14 protein-coding genes are annotated in these 15,111 nt (G+C 61.8%); 9 read left to right on the top strand and 5 right to left on the bottom strand.

What is annotated here, in order from left to right:
• Positions 1–121 precede the first annotated feature (121 nt).
• From Q4T40_19800 to Q4T40_19815, 4 genes are all read right to left on the bottom strand, one after another.
• Positions 122–1,411: an ArsB/NhaD family transporter gene (locus tag Q4T40_19800; protein MDT8903477.1), complete on the bottom strand. Its 1,290-nt coding sequence runs from the start codon at positions 1,409–1,411 to the stop codon at positions 122–124.
• 116 nt (positions 1,412–1,527) lie between these two features.
• On the bottom strand, positions 1,528–2,817 hold the full coding sequence (locus Q4T40_19805) for an ArsB/NhaD family transporter (protein ID MDT8903478.1): 1,290 nt from the start codon (positions 2,815–2,817) through the stop codon (positions 1,528–1,530).
• A gap of 151 nt (positions 2,818–2,968) precedes the next feature.
• On the bottom strand, positions 2,969–4,258 hold the full coding sequence (locus tag Q4T40_19810; protein MDT8903479.1) for an ArsB/NhaD family transporter: 1,290 nt from the start codon (positions 4,256–4,258) through the stop codon (positions 2,969–2,971).
• Positions 4,259–4,465: 207 nt separating this feature from the next.
• Positions 4,466–5,851: a PhoH family protein gene (locus tag Q4T40_19815; GenBank protein MDT8903480.1), complete on the bottom strand. Its 1,386-nt coding sequence runs from the start codon at positions 5,849–5,851 to the stop codon at positions 4,466–4,468.
• 400 nt (positions 5,852–6,251) lie between these two features.
• On the opposite strand from Q4T40_19815, the gene Q4T40_19820 reads away from it, so the two are divergent.
• The 9 genes from Q4T40_19820 (at position 6,252) to Q4T40_19860 (ending at position 14,828) form a co-directional block, all read left to right on the top strand.
• On the top strand, positions 6,252–6,560 hold the full coding sequence (locus tag Q4T40_19820) for a (2Fe-2S)-binding protein (GenBank protein ID MDT8903481.1): 309 nt from the start codon (positions 6,252–6,254) through the stop codon (positions 6,558–6,560).
• Positions 6,557–7,663: an FAD-dependent oxidoreductase gene (locus Q4T40_19825; protein MDT8903482.1), complete on the top strand. Its 1,107-nt coding sequence runs from the start codon at positions 6,557–6,559 to the stop codon at positions 7,661–7,663. Before Q4T40_19820 ends, Q4T40_19825 begins: the two co-directional genes overlap by 4 nt.
• Complete coding sequence (locus Q4T40_19830) at positions 7,651–8,409, top strand: (2Fe-2S)-binding protein (GenBank protein ID MDT8903483.1); 759 nt, start codon at positions 7,651–7,653, stop codon at positions 8,407–8,409. The genes Q4T40_19825 and Q4T40_19830 overlap by 13 nt, the downstream gene beginning before the upstream one ends.
• Positions 8,402–9,517, top strand: a complete 1,116-nt coding sequence (locus Q4T40_19835) for an FAD-dependent oxidoreductase (protein ID MDT8903484.1) — start codon at positions 8,402–8,404, stop codon at positions 9,515–9,517. The genes Q4T40_19830 and Q4T40_19835 overlap by 8 nt, the downstream gene beginning before the upstream one ends.
• Positions 9,518–10,246, top strand: coding sequence for an NAD(P)-binding domain-containing protein (locus Q4T40_19840; GenBank protein ID MDT8903485.1), 729 nt, complete (start codon positions 9,518–9,520; stop codon positions 10,244–10,246).
• Positions 10,247–10,528: 282 nt separating this feature from the next.
• On the top strand, positions 10,529–12,013 hold the full coding sequence (locus Q4T40_19845; protein MDT8903486.1) for a PLP-dependent aminotransferase family protein: 1,485 nt from the start codon (positions 10,529–10,531) through the stop codon (positions 12,011–12,013).
• Positions 12,014–12,121: 108 nt separating this feature from the next.
• Positions 12,122–13,003 carry a pyridoxal 5'-phosphate synthase lyase subunit PdxS gene (pdxS, locus tag Q4T40_19850; GenBank protein ID MDT8903487.1) on the top strand — a complete coding sequence of 294 codons (882 nt, stop codon included), beginning with the start codon at positions 12,122–12,124 and terminating at the stop codon, positions 13,001–13,003.
• Positions 13,004–13,005: 2 nt separating this feature from the next.
• On the top strand, positions 13,006–13,581 hold the full coding sequence (pdxT, locus tag Q4T40_19855) for a pyridoxal 5'-phosphate synthase glutaminase subunit PdxT (protein MDT8903488.1): 576 nt from the start codon (positions 13,006–13,008) through the stop codon (positions 13,579–13,581).
• Positions 13,582–13,646: 65 nt separating this feature from the next.
• Positions 13,647–14,828 carry a hexokinase gene (locus tag Q4T40_19860; GenBank protein MDT8903489.1) on the top strand — a complete coding sequence of 394 codons (1,182 nt, stop codon included), beginning with the start codon at positions 13,647–13,649 and terminating at the stop codon, positions 14,826–14,828.
• On the opposite strand, the gene Q4T40_19865 is transcribed toward Q4T40_19860, so the two are convergent.
• On the bottom strand, positions 14,815–15,072 hold the full coding sequence (locus Q4T40_19865; protein MDT8903490.1) for a hypothetical protein: 258 nt from the start codon (positions 15,070–15,072) through the stop codon (positions 14,815–14,817). The genes Q4T40_19860 and Q4T40_19865 overlap by 14 nt on opposite strands.
• Between the last annotated feature and the right edge of the window lie 39 nt (positions 15,073–15,111).

Genomic DNA, 15,111 nt, shown 5'->3' on the forward strand with positions numbered 1-15,111 from the left:
ATCATATGCCTGAGACAAAGAGAAAGCCCCGCGTGTTACGCCCGCATGAGCGGGCAACATACGGGGCTTTCCGGCTAACCGGGAACTTCGGCCGCAAAAAGCAGCCCTTGAGGATGAGCAATCAAATCAGATACCGCAAATACACATACACCGTCGACATTGCCACCGTCAGCAGCATGACCGGAAAAGCCACCTTGAAGAACCCCCCGAAGGAGATATTGTAGCCCTCCTGCGCCGCCAGGCCCACGACGATGATGTTCGCGCTCGCGCCCACGATCGTGCCATTGCCGCCCAGGCAGGCGCCGAGAGCCAGGCTCCACCACAGCGGTTCGAGGTTGGTGATCCCCAAAGCTCCCATATCTTTGATCAGCGGAATCATCGTCGCCACGAAGGGGATGTTGTCCACGAACGCCGACGCGATGGCGCTCAGCCACAGGATAAGCATCGAGGTGGCCGTGATGTTGCCGGCCGTCAGCTTCATCGCCTCCTGGGCCAGCCACTTGATCACGCCCGTTTCCACCAGGCCCCCGACCAGCACGAACAACCCCACGAAGAAGAACAGCGCCACCCACTCCACCTTGTGGAAGATATGCTCCAGCCCATGCTCCGACTGTTTCGCGGCCAGCAGCAGCAGGATGCTCGCCCCGAACAGCGCGGCCGTCGCCGATTCCAGATGGAAAAACTGATGGGTTGCGAAAAGGAAAATCGTAAGCGCGAGCACCGCCAGGCACGTCTTGAGCAGCTTGATATTGGTAAGTTGCTTGGTCTCGTCGAGCTGCATTATCTTTTCCCGCAGCTCGTCGGTGGTCTTGAGCCGCCCGCGGTAAACCCAGGCCAGGATGGCGGTGACGATAAAGTGCGTCAGGAAAGAGAACGCCGCCAGATTATCGATGAAAGCCATAAAGGTCAGCTCCTTGACCGCGCTGCCGATCATGATGTTCGGCGGGTCGCCGATCAGGGTTGCCGTGCCGCCGATGTTGGAGGCGATTATCTGGGTTATGAGGAAAGGCAGGGGAGATACCTCAAGCTGGCGGGTGATACTGATCGTCACCGGCACCGTCAGCAGCACGGTGGTGACGTTGTCCAGCAGCGCCGAGCACACCGCCGTCAATGTCGCCAGAGCATAGAATAGTTTCACCGGGTCGCCGCCCACCTTCTTGGCCGTCCAGATGGCCAGATAGCGGAACAAGCCGGTCTCGCCGGTCACGCCGACGATGATCATCATCCCTACCAGCAGGCCGATAGTGTTGAAATCGATGTGGTGGATGGCCTGCTCCTGGCTGAGGATACCGAAGACGACCATCAGCATGCCGCCCACCATGGCGAGGACGGTGCGGTGGATCTTCTCCGAGATGATCAGCGCATACACGATAATGAACACGGTAACGGCAAAAACAACCTGTGTACTCATCTCCAACCTCCCCAAAAATTAATGTGCCGCAGCTCAAAAAAGACAAGGAGGAGACCTTGGTGACAGTCTCCTCCCGAGCGCCTTATCCTATGCATTTGCTTTAGCGGGCTTTTCTGTTACAGCAGGTAACGCAGGTACACATATACCGTCGAAATGACGATCGTCAGCAACATGACCGGGAAAGCGACCTTGAAAAAGCCCTTGAAGGAGATGTTGTAGCCTTCCTGGGCCGCCAGGCCGGCGACGATGATGTTCGCGCTCGCGCCGATGATCGTGCCGTTGCCGCCCAGGCACGCGCCGAGAGCCAGGCTCCACCACAGCGGCTCGAGGTTGGTAATCCCCATCGCCCCCATATCCTTGATCAGCGGGATCATCGTCGCCACGAAGGGGATGTTGTCCACGAACGCCGACGCGATGGCGCTCAGCCACAGGATAAGCATCGAGGTGGCCGTGATGTTGCCGGCCGTCAGCTTGATCGCCTCCTGGGCCAGCCACTTGATCACGCCCGTTTCCACCAGGCCGCCGACCAGCACGAACAGGCCCACGAAGAAGAACAGCGCCACCCACTCCACCTTGTGGAAAATATGCTCCAGCCCGTGTTCCGACTGTTTCGCGGTCAGCAGCAACAGGATGCTCGCCCCGAACAGCGCGACCGTCGCCGACTCCAGGTGGAAAAGCTGGTGAGTCGTGAAGAGGAAGATCGTGAGCGCGAGCACCGCCAGGCAGGTCTTGAGCAGCTTAATATTGGTAAGCTGCTTGGTCTCGTCGAGATGCATTATCTTTTCCCGCAGTTCGTCGGTGGTTACGAGCTTTTTGCGGTAAAACCACGCCAGAAGGGCGATGACGATAAAATGCATAAAGAAGGCAATCAGAAACAGATTGTTGATGAAGGCCATGAAAGACAGTTCTTTGACCGCGCTGCCGATCATGATATTCGGCGGGTCGCCGATCAGGGTAGCGGTGCCGCCGACATTGGAAGCGATGATCTGGGCTACGAGATAAGGAATGGGCGGAACCTCGAGCTGACGGGTAATGCTGATCGTCACCGGCACCGTCAACAGTACGGTGGTCACGTTGTCCAGCAACGCCGAACACACCGCGGTGAGCGTACCGAGGGCGATGAAAAGCTTCACCGGATCGCCGCCCACCTTCTTGGCCGACCAGATGGCCAGATAGCGGAACAAGCCGGTCTCGGCGGTCACGCCGACGATGATCATCATCCCTACCAGCAGGCCGATGGTATTGAAATCGATGTGATGGATGGCTTGCTCCTGGCTGAGGATACCGAAGACGACCATTAACATGCCGCCCACCATGGCGAGGACGGTGCGGTGGATCTTCTCCGAGATAATCAGGGCATACACAGTGATGAAGACCGCTACTGCGAAGATTACCTGTTTGTCCATTAACATACCTCCGACATAAATTTCAGAAACGCATATCGACAAACAGAAAGGAGGGGACCTTGGTGACAGTCTCCTCCCAAAACCCGGCCATATGCGCTTAGAATCAATTTTAACCTATTTTCCGGTGCCAGGCAAGTAGGGCCCGGCCAAACTAGATCAAATAACGCAAGTATACATACACCGTACAAATCGAGATCGACAACAGCATGAGCGGGAAAGCGATCTTGAAGAAGCCCTTGAAGGTGATGTTGTAACCCTCCTGGGCCGCCAGCCCGGCGACGATGATGTTAGCGCTCGCGCCGATGATCGTGCCGTTGCCGCCCAGGCAGGCGCCGAGAGCCAAGCTCCACCACAGCGGCTCGAGATTGGTGACCCCCATCGTGCCCATATCCTTGATCAGCGGGATCATCGTCGCCACAAAGGGGATATTGTCCACGAACGCCGACGCGATGGCACTCAGCCACAGGATAAGCATCGATGTGGCGGTAAGGTTGCCGGCCGTCAGCTTCACGGCCTCCTGGGCCAGCCATTTGATGACGCCGGTATCCACCAGTCCGCCGACCACCACGAACAGCCCCACGAAGAAGAACAGGGCCACCCACTCCACCTTGTGGAAGACATGCTCCAGGCCGTGCTCAGTATGCTTGGCGGTCAAAATCAGCAGCAGGCTGGCGCCGCTGAGGGCGGCGGTGGCGGAATCGAGATGGAACATCTGATGAGTCGTAAAGAGGAAAATCGTGAACGCCAGCACGAACAGACAGGTCTTAAGCAGGGGGATATTGGTAAGCTGCTTGGTTTCGTCCAGTTCGCGGATCTTCGCCCGCAGCTCGTCGGTAGTCTGGAGCTTGCTCCGGTAAATGCGCGACATAATGAATATCGTGATAAAGTGGATAAAGAAAGCGATAATAAACAAGTTCTGGACGAAGGCCATGAACGTCAGCTCTTTGACGGCGCTGCCGATCATGATATTGGGCGGATCGCCGATCAGGGTGGCCGTGCCGCCGATGTTCGAAGCGATAATCTGGGCGATCAGGAACGGCATCGGCGAAATATTCAGCTGGCGGGTGATGCTGATGGTAACAGGCACGGTCAGCAGCACGGTCGTTACATTGTCGAGGAAAGCCGAGCAAACGGCGGTCAGTGTGGCGAGGGCGTAAAAAAGCTTTACAGGGTCCCCGTCCACCTTCTTGGCCGACCAGATGGCCAGATAGCGGAATAGGCCGGTCTCGGCGGTAATGCCGACAATTATCATCATCCCGACAAGAAGGCCGATGGTATTGAAATCGATGTGATGGATAGCCCGCTCCTGGGATATAACTCCGGAAAGGATGAGCGCCATCCCGCCCGCCATGGCCAGGATGGTGCGGTGCATTTTTTCGCTGATAATCAGAGCATACACCAGGAGAAAGATGGAAACCGCGATGATTACCTGTTTGTCCAAGACAAAGACTCCTTCCAAAGTGTTCTTGGTAATTCGCCGTTAAGCGCAACGCGGCCCGTAGGGCAAAAAAAAGCAAAGCTGTGGGAAACCTACCCTGCAGGCCCCTCCCAGCTCCGCGGCAATAAGCACTTCAAATATTATTTTAATCCATCGTTTGCTAATTAGCAAGAATAAAGCGCTACAATTCGGGCAATAAAGATAATTTTGTCACAAGCGCAGCGCCGCCTCGGCGGCAAGGGGGGAACGCTCGCACTCGTCGTACTGCAGCGTCACCTGGAAGCAAAGCTTCGAGCCTCGCATCTTCTCGCTCGCGTAGCTCAGACCGTTCGAGCGGCTGTCAAGGAACGGATTGTCGATCTGCTCCGGGTCGCCCAGAAGAACGATCTTCGTGCCCAGCCCCGGCCGGGTTATAACCCCTTTAGCCTGGCGCGGCGTGGCATTTTGCATCTCGTCGAGAATCATCCAGTACTTGTAGAGCGACCGCCCGCGCTGATAAGCCAGCGCCTCGGTCTGGATTATGCGCTTGTCGAACAGCATCTGAACAGTATCTTCCACCTGGGAAATTTCTTTTGACTCGGTCATCATGTGCCCTGACATGAGGGTGAACATATTATCGCGCACTCCCCGCATATACGGGCTAATTTTCTCGTTCTCCGATCCGGGTAAGAAACCGATATCCTCATCCATGGGGATATTGGGCCGGCAGATGAGCAGATGGTGATACTCGCGGGGACGGCAGTCCAGGTGCTTATAAAGGCCGACGGCGAGCGAATAAAAGGTCTTGGCCGTCCCGGCGGGGCCCTTGATGATGACGAGCGGCGCTTCTTCCGCATCCATCATCAGGCATTCCTGCATAAAAACCTGGCCGATATTGCGGGGCGTAACGCCGAACGGGTTGCGGTTGCGGTACTTCAGGTGCACCACCTTCTCCCCGTCGAAGCGTCCCAGGGCAGTGTGCCGGTCATTATCGGTGGACCTGATAAGCATGAACTGATTGGTCACGAACGTCCCCGGCCTGAGCAGGTGGTCAGACTCGTCATATTCGCCCAACAGTGCGGGATCGATGGCGTTGCCGTCATCGAGATGGAACTTATTGATCGTATCCGAAGACGTATAGACGATCGCGCGGCCCGTATACTGATCCTCGATCGCCGCCACCTTGTCGTTGCGGAAATCCTCCGCCTGGATATCGAGAATGACCGCCTTGACGCGCAGATTGGTATCGCGGCTGACCAGCACCGAATAGTGGCCGTTGTCCATCAGGCCCTTGCAGACCTGCAGGATGCGGTTGTCCGGCTTCGACCGGTCCCAGTGGGGCGGCAGATTTATCTCCAGGCAGTTTGTCTCGATACGGAGCATGCCGCCCTGCTCGTTGAGCGCAACACCCTCCAGCAGGTTGCCGTGAGAGCGCAGCTCGTCGATGATGCGGCTGACTTGGCGGCTGTGGGCGCCGCGCTCGGTGGTCTCCGACTTGAACTTGTCGAGTTCTTCCAGCACCACTTCGGGGATAATCACCGTGTGCTCGCTGAAGGCAAAGATAGCTTGGGGAGAATAAAGCAAAACATTAGTATCAAGTACATAATGCTTAGTCAATGGAATCCCCCTTTTGACAAAAAGTGCTACCTGCTTTCATTATAAATGAAAACCACAATATCTGCACTAAGTTTATGGCCTGACCACCTACATATTGGGTAGATGGTTGACGGGCCTGCTGCTATAATAATAACAGGAACCACCAGGAGGAACTGCCATGGTCGAACGCCTGCTCGTCGCCGCCGTAGTGTTCTTCGCCACGGTCTGCGAAATACTCGACGTGACCAGCAAATATATCAGCGACAGATTTCATCGCAAAAGCGCGGCATTCTGAAATAATATGGCATGATTTTCCGATAGCGGAAGGAAAAACCGCCGGCATTCAGATCTTCGAAACCATCGTCGACATCAGCGCAATGGGTACCACCCTCCTGCGAAGTGCATATCTGGGGGAATAATAATGCGCGTAACCAAACACCCCGTCCTGGGCGACGCCTCGCCCGGACGGCAGGTCACAATCTGGCTCGACGGCGAGAAACTAACCGCCGTCGAAGGCGAGCCCATCGCCGCCGCCCTTCTTGCCCACGGCCGCCGCGTGTTTCGCAAAACCCCGCGTTTTCACGAGCCGCGCGGGGTTTTCTGCGGCATCGGTCGCTGCACCGACTGCATCATGACCGTCGACGGCGTCCCCAACGTGCGGACGTGCGTCACCCCCGTCCGCGACGGCATGGTCATCACCTCCAACCTTGGGGAGGCGACGACCGAATGAACAACAGCTACGACATCGTCGTCGCCGGCGCCGGGCCGGCGGGTCTCGCGGCCGCCGTCGAAGCGGCCCGGCGGGGCGCCCGCACCCTCGTCGTCGACGAAAACGCCAAACCCGGTGGCCAACTATTCAAGCAGATCCATAAATTCTTCGGCTCCCACGAGCACAAGGCTGGCGTGCGCGGCTTCGCCATCGGCGAAAAGCTGCTCGCCGAAGCGGCCGAACTCGGGGTCGAAGTATGGCTCGACAGCGTCGTCTGGGGTCTCTTCGCCAACAAAGTAGCCGTCCTCAGAGGCGGCGAACAGATAACGGTAGCGGCGGCCAAAATCATCCTCGCCACCGGCGCCTCCGAAAACGCCGTCGCCTTTCCGGGCGCCGTCCTGCCCGGCGTGATGGGCGCCGGAGCCATCCAGACGATGATCAACGTCCATCGCGTCCTGCCCGGCAAGCGGGTCGTCATGCTCGGCTCGGGCAATGTCGGCCTCATCGTCTCCTATCAGCTCCTTCAGGCCGGAGCCGAAGTCGTCGCCCTCGTCGAAGCCATGCCCCACATCGGCGGCTACGGCGTCCACGCCGCCAAAATCCGCCGCGCCGGCGTTCCAATCCTCGTCAGCACCACCATCGCCCGCGCCTACGGCGACGGGCAGGTCGACGGCGTCGTCCTTGCCAGGATCGGCGACGACGGCCGCACAATCGACGGCAGCGAAACCACCCTTGCCGTCGACACCGTCGGCGTCGCCGTCGGTCTCACCCCCCTTACCGAACTAGCCTGGCTCGCCGGCTGCCGGTTCGTATTCTCGCCCCGGCTCGGCGGCCACGTGCCCCTTCACGACGCCAACATGCAGACAACCCACCCCGGCGTCTACGTCGCCGGCGACATCACCGGCGTCGAAGAAGCCAGCACCGCCATGGAAGAAGGCCGCCTGGCCGGAATCGCCGCCGCCGAAGCCCTCGGCTTGACCGGCGCCGCCGCGGCCGAACGCGACAAAGCGGCGGTAATCGCTCGCATGGACGTGCTGCGCTCGGGGCCGTTCGGCCTCGCCCGCCGCACCGCCAAGGCGGAAATCCTCGCCCAGGGGAAGGAGGCGGCGGCATGCCGGGAGTAAAATACAGCGGACGGCTCAGCGACAGCGAACTAGCGAGCGTCCTTCCTCCGCAGGAAAGACTCGCCCAAGGACCGGTCGCGGTTATCGAATGTGTCCAGGAAATCCCCTGCAACCCCTGCGAAAAAGCCTGTCCCTTCGGTGCCATTACCGTCGGCCGGGACATTACCGCCCGGCCGGTCATCGACCTCGACAAATGCCGCGGTTGCGGCCTGTGCATCAGCCGCTGCCCCGGTCTCGCCATCTTCGTCGTCGCCGTCGGCGAAACCGAAGCCACCGTCATGCTTCCCTACGAATATCTGCCCCTGCCGGCGGCCGGCGACACCGTCGACGCTTTCGACCGGAGCGGCAAGCCGGTCGGCAAAGCCCGGGTCGTGAAGGTCAACACCGCCGCCAGCCTCGAAGTCACGGCCGTCGTCACCCTCGCCGTACCCGCGGCGCTCGCCAACGTCGTCCGCAACTTCCGGCCGCGCGGCCGGGACGAAGTATACATCTGCCGCTGCAACGAAGTCAGCGAAAGCGAAGTCCGCCAGGCCGTGCGCGAAGGAGCCCGCACCGTGGCCGCCGTCAAGCTCGCCACCCGGGCCGGCATGGGCCTCTGCCAGGGACGCACCTGCCGCCGCCTCGTCAGCCGCATCATCGCCGAGGAAACGGGCCAGCACCCGGCCGACATCCTGCCAGCCACCTCCCGCCCGCCCGTACGCACCCTGTCCCTTGGGGCACTGTCCGGAGGTGAAGACGATGAATAATAAAACCTGCGACCTCGTCGTAATCGGCGGCGGCGTCATCGGCACCGCGGTCGCGTATTACGCCGCCAAGGCCGGCCGCAAAGTCGTCCTCCTCGAAAAAGACCACATCGCCGGCGGCACCTCCGGGGCCTGCGATGGCTTCATCATCATGCAGTCCAAAAACCCCGGCCCCCACCTCGAACTCGCCATGGCCAGCGCCGCCATCTACCGCGGCCTCGCCGAGGAACTCGACTACCCGATCGAGTACGAGCCCAAAGGCGGCATGATCGTCATCGAAAATGAAATCCAGGCCGCCCTGATGAAGGAGCATGTCGCCAAACAGGCCGTATCCGGACTGGCGGTCGAAATCCTCGCCGCCGCCGAAGCCCGCCGCCGCGAGCCCGCTCTCGCCCCCGACCTGTGGGGCGCCACCTACTGCGCCGCCGACGCCCAGGTCAACCCCATCAAAGTCGCCCAGGGCTTCAGCAATGCGGCCCGTCGCCTGGGAGCGGAAATCCGGGCCGGCACCGAAGCCGTCGGCCTCATTGCCGACCGCGGTCGCGTCGTTGGTGTCACCACCGCCGCCGGCGACATATACTGTGAATATGTCGTCGTCGCCGCCGGCGTATGGACCCCCGGCCTTGTACGACCCCTCGGCCTCGAGCTGCCGATCAAGCCGCGCCGCGGCCAGATCCTCGTCACCGAACCCCTGCCGCCGACCATCCGCCACGTTCTGTTGTGCGCCTGTTACCTTGTCGCCAAATACCGGCCCCAGGACCTCGACCCCGCCGAAAGGCACAACCGGCTGGGAGTCGGCCTCGCCATCGAGCAGACGGCCGACGGCGGCCTCCTCATCGGCTCCACCCGCGAATTCGCCGGCTTTGACCGCGCCACCACCCTTGCCGGCCTCGAAGCCGTCGCCGCCCACGCCCGCCACATCCTGCCCGGGCTGGCCGGCGTCAACATCATCCGCGCCTTCGCCGGCCTGCGCCCTTATACCCCCGACGGCCTGCCCATCCTGGGGCCGGCCGAGGGGATTCCCGGCCTCATCATCGCCGCCGGCCACGAAGGCGACGGCATCGCCCTGGCGCCCGTCACCGGGCAGCGCATCGCCGCCTGCCTTGAATAACTGAACAATCTTTTCAGGCCTCGGCCTGACACCAGGGGTGAAACAATGCAAGTAGGCATCATCGGCATAGGCCGCATGGGCAGGGAACTGGCCCGCCGCCTCAAAGACCACGTCGAACTTACCGTCTTCGACCGCGACGCCGCCTTCCTGGCCGCCATGCAAAACGAACTCGGCCTGCCCGCCGCCGGTTCCATCGACGAACTGGCGGCCATCGGCACCGTCATCCTCGCCGTCCCCGACCCCGAAGTGATAAACTGCATCAAAGACTTCAACCAGCTCAAAACCCCCGTGACGATCATCAACATCGCCACCAACGTAGCCCAGCACGTCTTAGAAGAAACGGCCGTCCCGCCGGTCCGCTGCATCAACGTCAAATTTGTCGGCCACGCCGGCGAAATGTCCCTCGGGCTCGACCCGGTCGTCGTCATCGACAGCCGCCCGGCCGAGCTCGTCCCGGTCGCGCGGGAGATCTTCTCCGTCGTCGGCCACGTCGTCGTCGGCAAAGCCGACATCGTCAGCTTCATCAACACCACCGCCGCCGAAAAAGCCCTTGAAGCCGCCGTTCACATCGAAGAAAGCCTCCGCCAGCAGGGCGTCACCGATCCCGACATCGTCAAAAGCGCCATCCGCCAGGTAGCGGCCGGCGTGCTCAAAGCATATGCGGACCAGGATCTTGGGCCTTTCGCCCGCCAGATTGTCCGAGCCGTCAGGGCTAAAATGAAAAAATAGGGGGCAGGCCGTTGATAGCCCCCATCTGCGTTGTTGGTTCTGTGGGCGCTTGCTAGCGTACGTCCGAGTACGCGTCGCATCGCGTCCTCGAACCGCCTAGCATCTGGGGACTCTGAACGGCCTGCGCACAATTCATGTTATTATAAGAACGCCCCGAAACCGGGGCGGTTCTTTTTTGCTCCTCAAACTGGTCGGTTCCAAATATAGCAAAAGTGGCGATTGACGACAGGCCGGATTAGCGGTATAGTTTCATCATGGCGGATAATCCGCCCGGAGGTGTCGATGCTGCTGCTCACCGTCGACGAACAGAGCCTTGAGCCCATCTACCGGCAGATCGTCGCCCAGATCAGGGACAAAATCGCCGGCCGCGTCCTGCTGCCCGGCGAAAGACTTCCCTCCACGCGCCGGCTGGCCGACCAACTCGGCATTCATCGCTCCACCGTCGCCACCGCTTACCAGGAACTGTGGGCCCTCGGCTTCATCGACCTCAGCCCCGGCTCCCGCCCGCGCGTCCGCGACCGCATGCAGTTTGCCACCGCCGCCGACCGCGGCGACAAGGGCCTCGTCGACTGGCAAACCGTCGTATCGCCGGCCAGCGAAGCCGTCTGGCGGACCTACCGCCGGCTCGACCCGCTTGGCAAGGAAAGCACCCCGGCCCTCATCAACTTTGCCAGCATGAACATGGACAGCCGCCTCTTCCCCCTCGAAAGCTTCCGCGCCTGCCTCGACCGGGCGGTGAAAAACCATGGCGACGCCCTTCTCGGCTACGGCGCCCGGGCCGGCTTCCCGCCGCTTCGCGAATACATCGCCCGCCGCCTGCAGAGCCACGGCATCTCCGTAACCGCCGACGAAATCCTCATCACCAACGGCTCGCAGCAGGGCATCGACCTCGTCTTCCGCATGATTGCCGCCCCCGGCAAGACGGTCGCCATCGAATCCCCCACCTACGACTACGTTCTCCCCCTGCTGCGCTTCTACGGCCTGAGACCGGTGGAGATCCCCATCCGTCAGGGCGGCATGGACCTGGGTGCGCTCGCGGCCGCCATCGCCCAAGAGCGGCCCGTCCTCGTGTACACCATGCCCACCTTCCAGAACCCCACCGGCATCAGCACCGGCCAGGCCCACCGCGAACGCCTCCTCTCGCTGTGCGAACAGCACCGCATCCCCATTCTTGAGGACGGCTTCGAAGAAGAAATGAAATACAGCGGCCGCGTCGTCCTGCCGATCAAATCGATGGACAAACGCCAGCTCGTCATCTACTGCGGCACCTTTTCCAAAGTCCTCTTTCCCGGTGCCCGCGTCGGCTGGTTGGCGGCCGAAAAAGAATGCGTCGAGCGGCTCGTCGCCATCCACCGTTTCAGCGAGCTCGCCCCCAGCATGATTCTTCAGGCGGCCATCCACGAATTCTGCCAGAGCGGCCACTATGACCGCCATATCGGCAGGATGCATCGCGCCTATCGCAAAAGGATGCAAACCGCCGTCCGCGCCCTGAGCCGCCACATCGACCCGGCCTGGGCGGAATGGACCGAACCGAGCGGCGGCTTCCTCATCTGGTTAAAGCTCAAGCCGGCTCCCCACCCGCCGCCCGACTGGAAGACCCTGCTGGCCGCCCACGGCGTCGAAGCGACCACCGGCGGCAGCTTCTTCTACGGCGAAACCCCGGATACATATCTGCGGCTTTCCATCTCCCCCCTCAACGAAGAAGAAATCACCGAAGGCGTGCGGCGTCTCGCCGCCGCGCTTCGCCAGGCCCATCACCCGGACTGAGCGGGGAAAATCACCGGAACCGGCCCGAGCGCCGGCCGACCGTCGCATAAATTACCGTAAATGACCCATGTTAACACTGACCGCATTCATACAGGAGGTAGAAAAACAATGGAACAAGGTACATTTCGCGTAAAAGCCGGCCTGGCGGAAATGCTCAAGGGCGGCGTAATCATGGACGTAACCACCCCCGAACAAGCTAAGATCGCCGAGCAGGCCGGAGCCTGCGCCGTCATGGCCCTCGAAAGGGTTCCCGCCGACATCCGCGCCGCCGGCGGCGTCGCCCGCATGGCCGACCCCACCATCGTCCAGAGGATCATGGAAGCAGTCACCATCCCCGTCATGGCCAAAGCGCGCATCGGCCACTTCGTCGAGGCCCGGATCCTCGAAGCCCTCGGCGCCGACTACATCGACGAAAGCGAAGTCCTGACTCCCGCCGACGATAAATTCCACATCAACAAACACGAATTCAAGGTCCCCTTCGTCTGCGGCGCCAAAAACCTCGGCGAAGCCCTCCGCCGCATCGGCGAAGGCGCGGCCATGATCCGCACCAAGGGCGAGCCCGGCACCGGCAACGTCGTCGAAGCCGTCAAACACATCCGCATGGTCATGAGCGAAATCCGCCTCCTTCAGAACCTTCCCGAGGAAGAAGTCGCCGCCTTCGCCAAAAACATCGCCGCCCCCATCGAGCTTGTCCGCGAAACAAAGAAACTCGGCCGCCTGCCGGTCGTCAACTTCGCCGCCGGCGGCATCGCCACCCCCGCCGACGCCGCCCTCATGATGCAGCTCGGCTGCGACGGCATCTTCGTCGGCTCGGGCATCTTCAAATCCTCCGACCCTGCCGCCAGGGCCAAAGCCATCGTCGCCGCCACCACCTACCACAACGACCCCAAAGTCCTCGCCGAAATCTCCCGCGGCCTGGGTGAGGCCATGCCCGGCCTGGAGATCTCCACCATCGCCCCCCACGAACGCATGCAGGAGCGGGGCTGGTAACAGTGAAAATCGGCGTACTCGCCCTGCAGGGCGCCTTCCGCGAACACCGCTGGATGCTTGAACGCTGCGGCGCCGAAGCGGTCGAAGTCAGGAAACCGGAAGACCTCGACGACCTCGCCGGCCTCGTCATCCCCGGCGGCGAAAGCACCACCATCGGCAAACTGCTCGTCGAATGGGGCCTCATGGATAAAATCCGCACACGGGCCGCCGCCGGCATGGCCATCTACGGCACCTGCGCCGGCATGATCCTCCTTGCCAGGGAAATCGTCGGCAGCGACCAGCCCCGCCTCGGCCTTATGGATGTCGCCGTCCGGCGCAACGCCTTCGGCCGCCAGCGCGAAAGCTTCGAAGCCGACCTCAAGGTACCCGAATTCGGCGCCGAACCGGTAAGGGCCGTCTTCATCCGCGCCCCCTACATCGAAAGCGCCGGACCGGGCGTCAAAATCATGGCCGCCGTCGGCGACCACATCGTCATCGCCCGCCAGGGCAACCTCCTTGCCACCGCCTTCCACCCCGAGCTTACCAATGATGACCGTATCCACAAATATTTCATTGAAATGATCCAAGGCAAGGCATAATAAAAGGGCCAGCGAATATATTACATATTCGCTGGCCCAATTTATTTAAAGGGAGTAGCATCGCCATGCACATCCCCGCCGATACCCTTGAGCGCATCGAGCGCGAACTCACCCTCACCCCCGCTAGGGAAGAGGCCATCGTCGCCGATTTCCGCGCCGCCATGGCCGCCGGGCTGGCCGGTGAGCCGAGCACCCTCAGAATGCTGCCCTCCCACCTCGGCAAACCGTGCGGCGACGAGCGCGGTCTTTTCCTCGCCCTCGATTTCGGCGGCAGCAACGTCCGCGTCCAGCTCGTCGAGCTGTGCGGCGGCGGGCGATGGCTCGTCCGCAGGCAGACCGCCGCCCCGCTAAAAGACCCCGCAGGCGCCTACGACCATACCTCCGCCGCCGCCACCGGCGAGCAGCTCTTCGACTTCCTCGCCGCCCAAATCGCCTCCCTCGTCGACGGCGGGGCCGACTACCTCCTCGGCCACACTTTCTCCTTCCCCTGCCGCCAGCTCGACCTCGGCCACGCCGTCCTCCTCGGCTGGACCAAGGAAATAAAGACCGCCGGCGTCGAAGGCCGCGAAGTCAACGCTCTGCTGGCCGCCGCCCTCGCCCGCCGGGGCCTGGCGGGCGTGCGGCCCGTGGCCGTCATCAACGACACCGTCGGTACCCTCCTCGCCGCCGCCTACCGCGACCCCGCGGCCGACATCGCCGCCATCTGCGGCACCGGCCACAACACCTGCTACTACGACGCCGCCCGCGATCTGGTCATCAACATGGAATCCGGCAACTTCGCCGCCCGGCCCTTCACCCGCTGGGACGACGCTCTCGATGCAGCCAGCGAACATCCCGGAACCCAGCGGCTCGAGAAAATGGTCGCCGGCCGCTACCTGGGCGAGCTCGTCCGCCTCATCCTCGCCGGCCTGGGCGACCCCGTCGGCCAGCCTTATTCGCTTACCACCGCCGACCTTGCCGACTGGCTTGCAAACCCTGGCCAAGCTCCCTCGCGCCGCCGCCTCGCCGCCCTCGTCGCCGGGCGTTCCGCCCGGCTGGTCGCCGCCACCTTCCGCGGTGTCCTCGCCCATATCGACCCCGGCCGGAAAACCGGGCACACCATCGCCGTCGACGGCTCGCTGTACGAAAAAATGCCCGGTTATGCCGGGGCGCTGGCCGCCGCTCTCGGTCAGGCCCCCGTCCTCGTAAAAGACGGCTCCGGGGTGGGCGCCGCGGTCGCCGCCGCGCTTGCCGCTAGTCGCCGTTAGACCGGGCGGCGGGCTGGTCGTCCCAGCGGGGCATATTGCCGCGGGGGCTGTTGAACACCGAATTGATCGCATGGGTCGCGTTGAGTTGGGTCATCAGCCATATGTACATATCCCGCAGACTGGCCAAATCGAAATGAGTGTTCTTCAGCGCGTTCAGCGTCCAGGCCGCCAGCCAGATAAACAGGAAGACGACCGTAATCATCCCGACGCACACATTAGGGGCATTGACGACAAGCTTCCACATCCCGGATCGCTCCTTTCCCGCTGCTACAGGATATGCGGC

This window comes from Selenomonadales bacterium 4137-cl (assembly GCA_032334055.1).
In the GTDB taxonomy this organism is placed as follows: domain Bacteria; phylum Bacillota; class Negativicutes; order Sporomusales; family UBA7701; genus Anaeroselena; species Anaeroselena agilis.

Bases quoted from the DNA above. Each gene is read 5' to 3' on its own strand.
- Q4T40_19800 (MDT8903477.1), bottom strand. From the start codon at position 1,411: ATGAGTACACAGGTTGTTTTTGCCGTTACCGTGTTCATTATCGTGTAT.
- Q4T40_19805 (MDT8903478.1), bottom strand. From the start codon at position 2,817: ATGGACAAACAGGTAATCTTCGCAGTAGCGGTCTTCATCACTGTGTAT.
- Q4T40_19820 (MDT8903481.1), top strand. From the start codon at position 6,252: ATGCGCGTAACCAAACACCCCGTCCTGGGCGACGCCTCGCCCGGACGG.
- Q4T40_19825 (MDT8903482.1), top strand. From the start codon at position 6,557: ATGAACAACAGCTACGACATCGTCGTCGCCGGCGCCGGGCCGGCGGGT.
- Q4T40_19830 (MDT8903483.1), top strand. From the start codon at position 7,651: ATGCCGGGAGTAAAATACAGCGGACGGCTCAGCGACAGCGAACTAGCG.
- Q4T40_19835 (MDT8903484.1), top strand. From the start codon at position 8,402: ATGAATAATAAAACCTGCGACCTCGTCGTAATCGGCGGCGGCGTCATC.
- Q4T40_19845 (MDT8903486.1), top strand. From the start codon at position 10,529: ATGCTGCTGCTCACCGTCGACGAACAGAGCCTTGAGCCCATCTACCGG.
- pdxS (MDT8903487.1), top strand. From the start codon at position 12,122: ATGGAACAAGGTACATTTCGCGTAAAAGCCGGCCTGGCGGAAATGCTC.
- Q4T40_19860 (MDT8903489.1), top strand. From the start codon at position 13,647: ATGCACATCCCCGCCGATACCCTTGAGCGCATCGAGCGCGAACTCACC.
- Q4T40_19865 (MDT8903490.1), bottom strand. From the start codon at position 15,072: ATGTGGAAGCTTGTCGTCAATGCCCCTAATGTGTGCGTCGGGATGATT.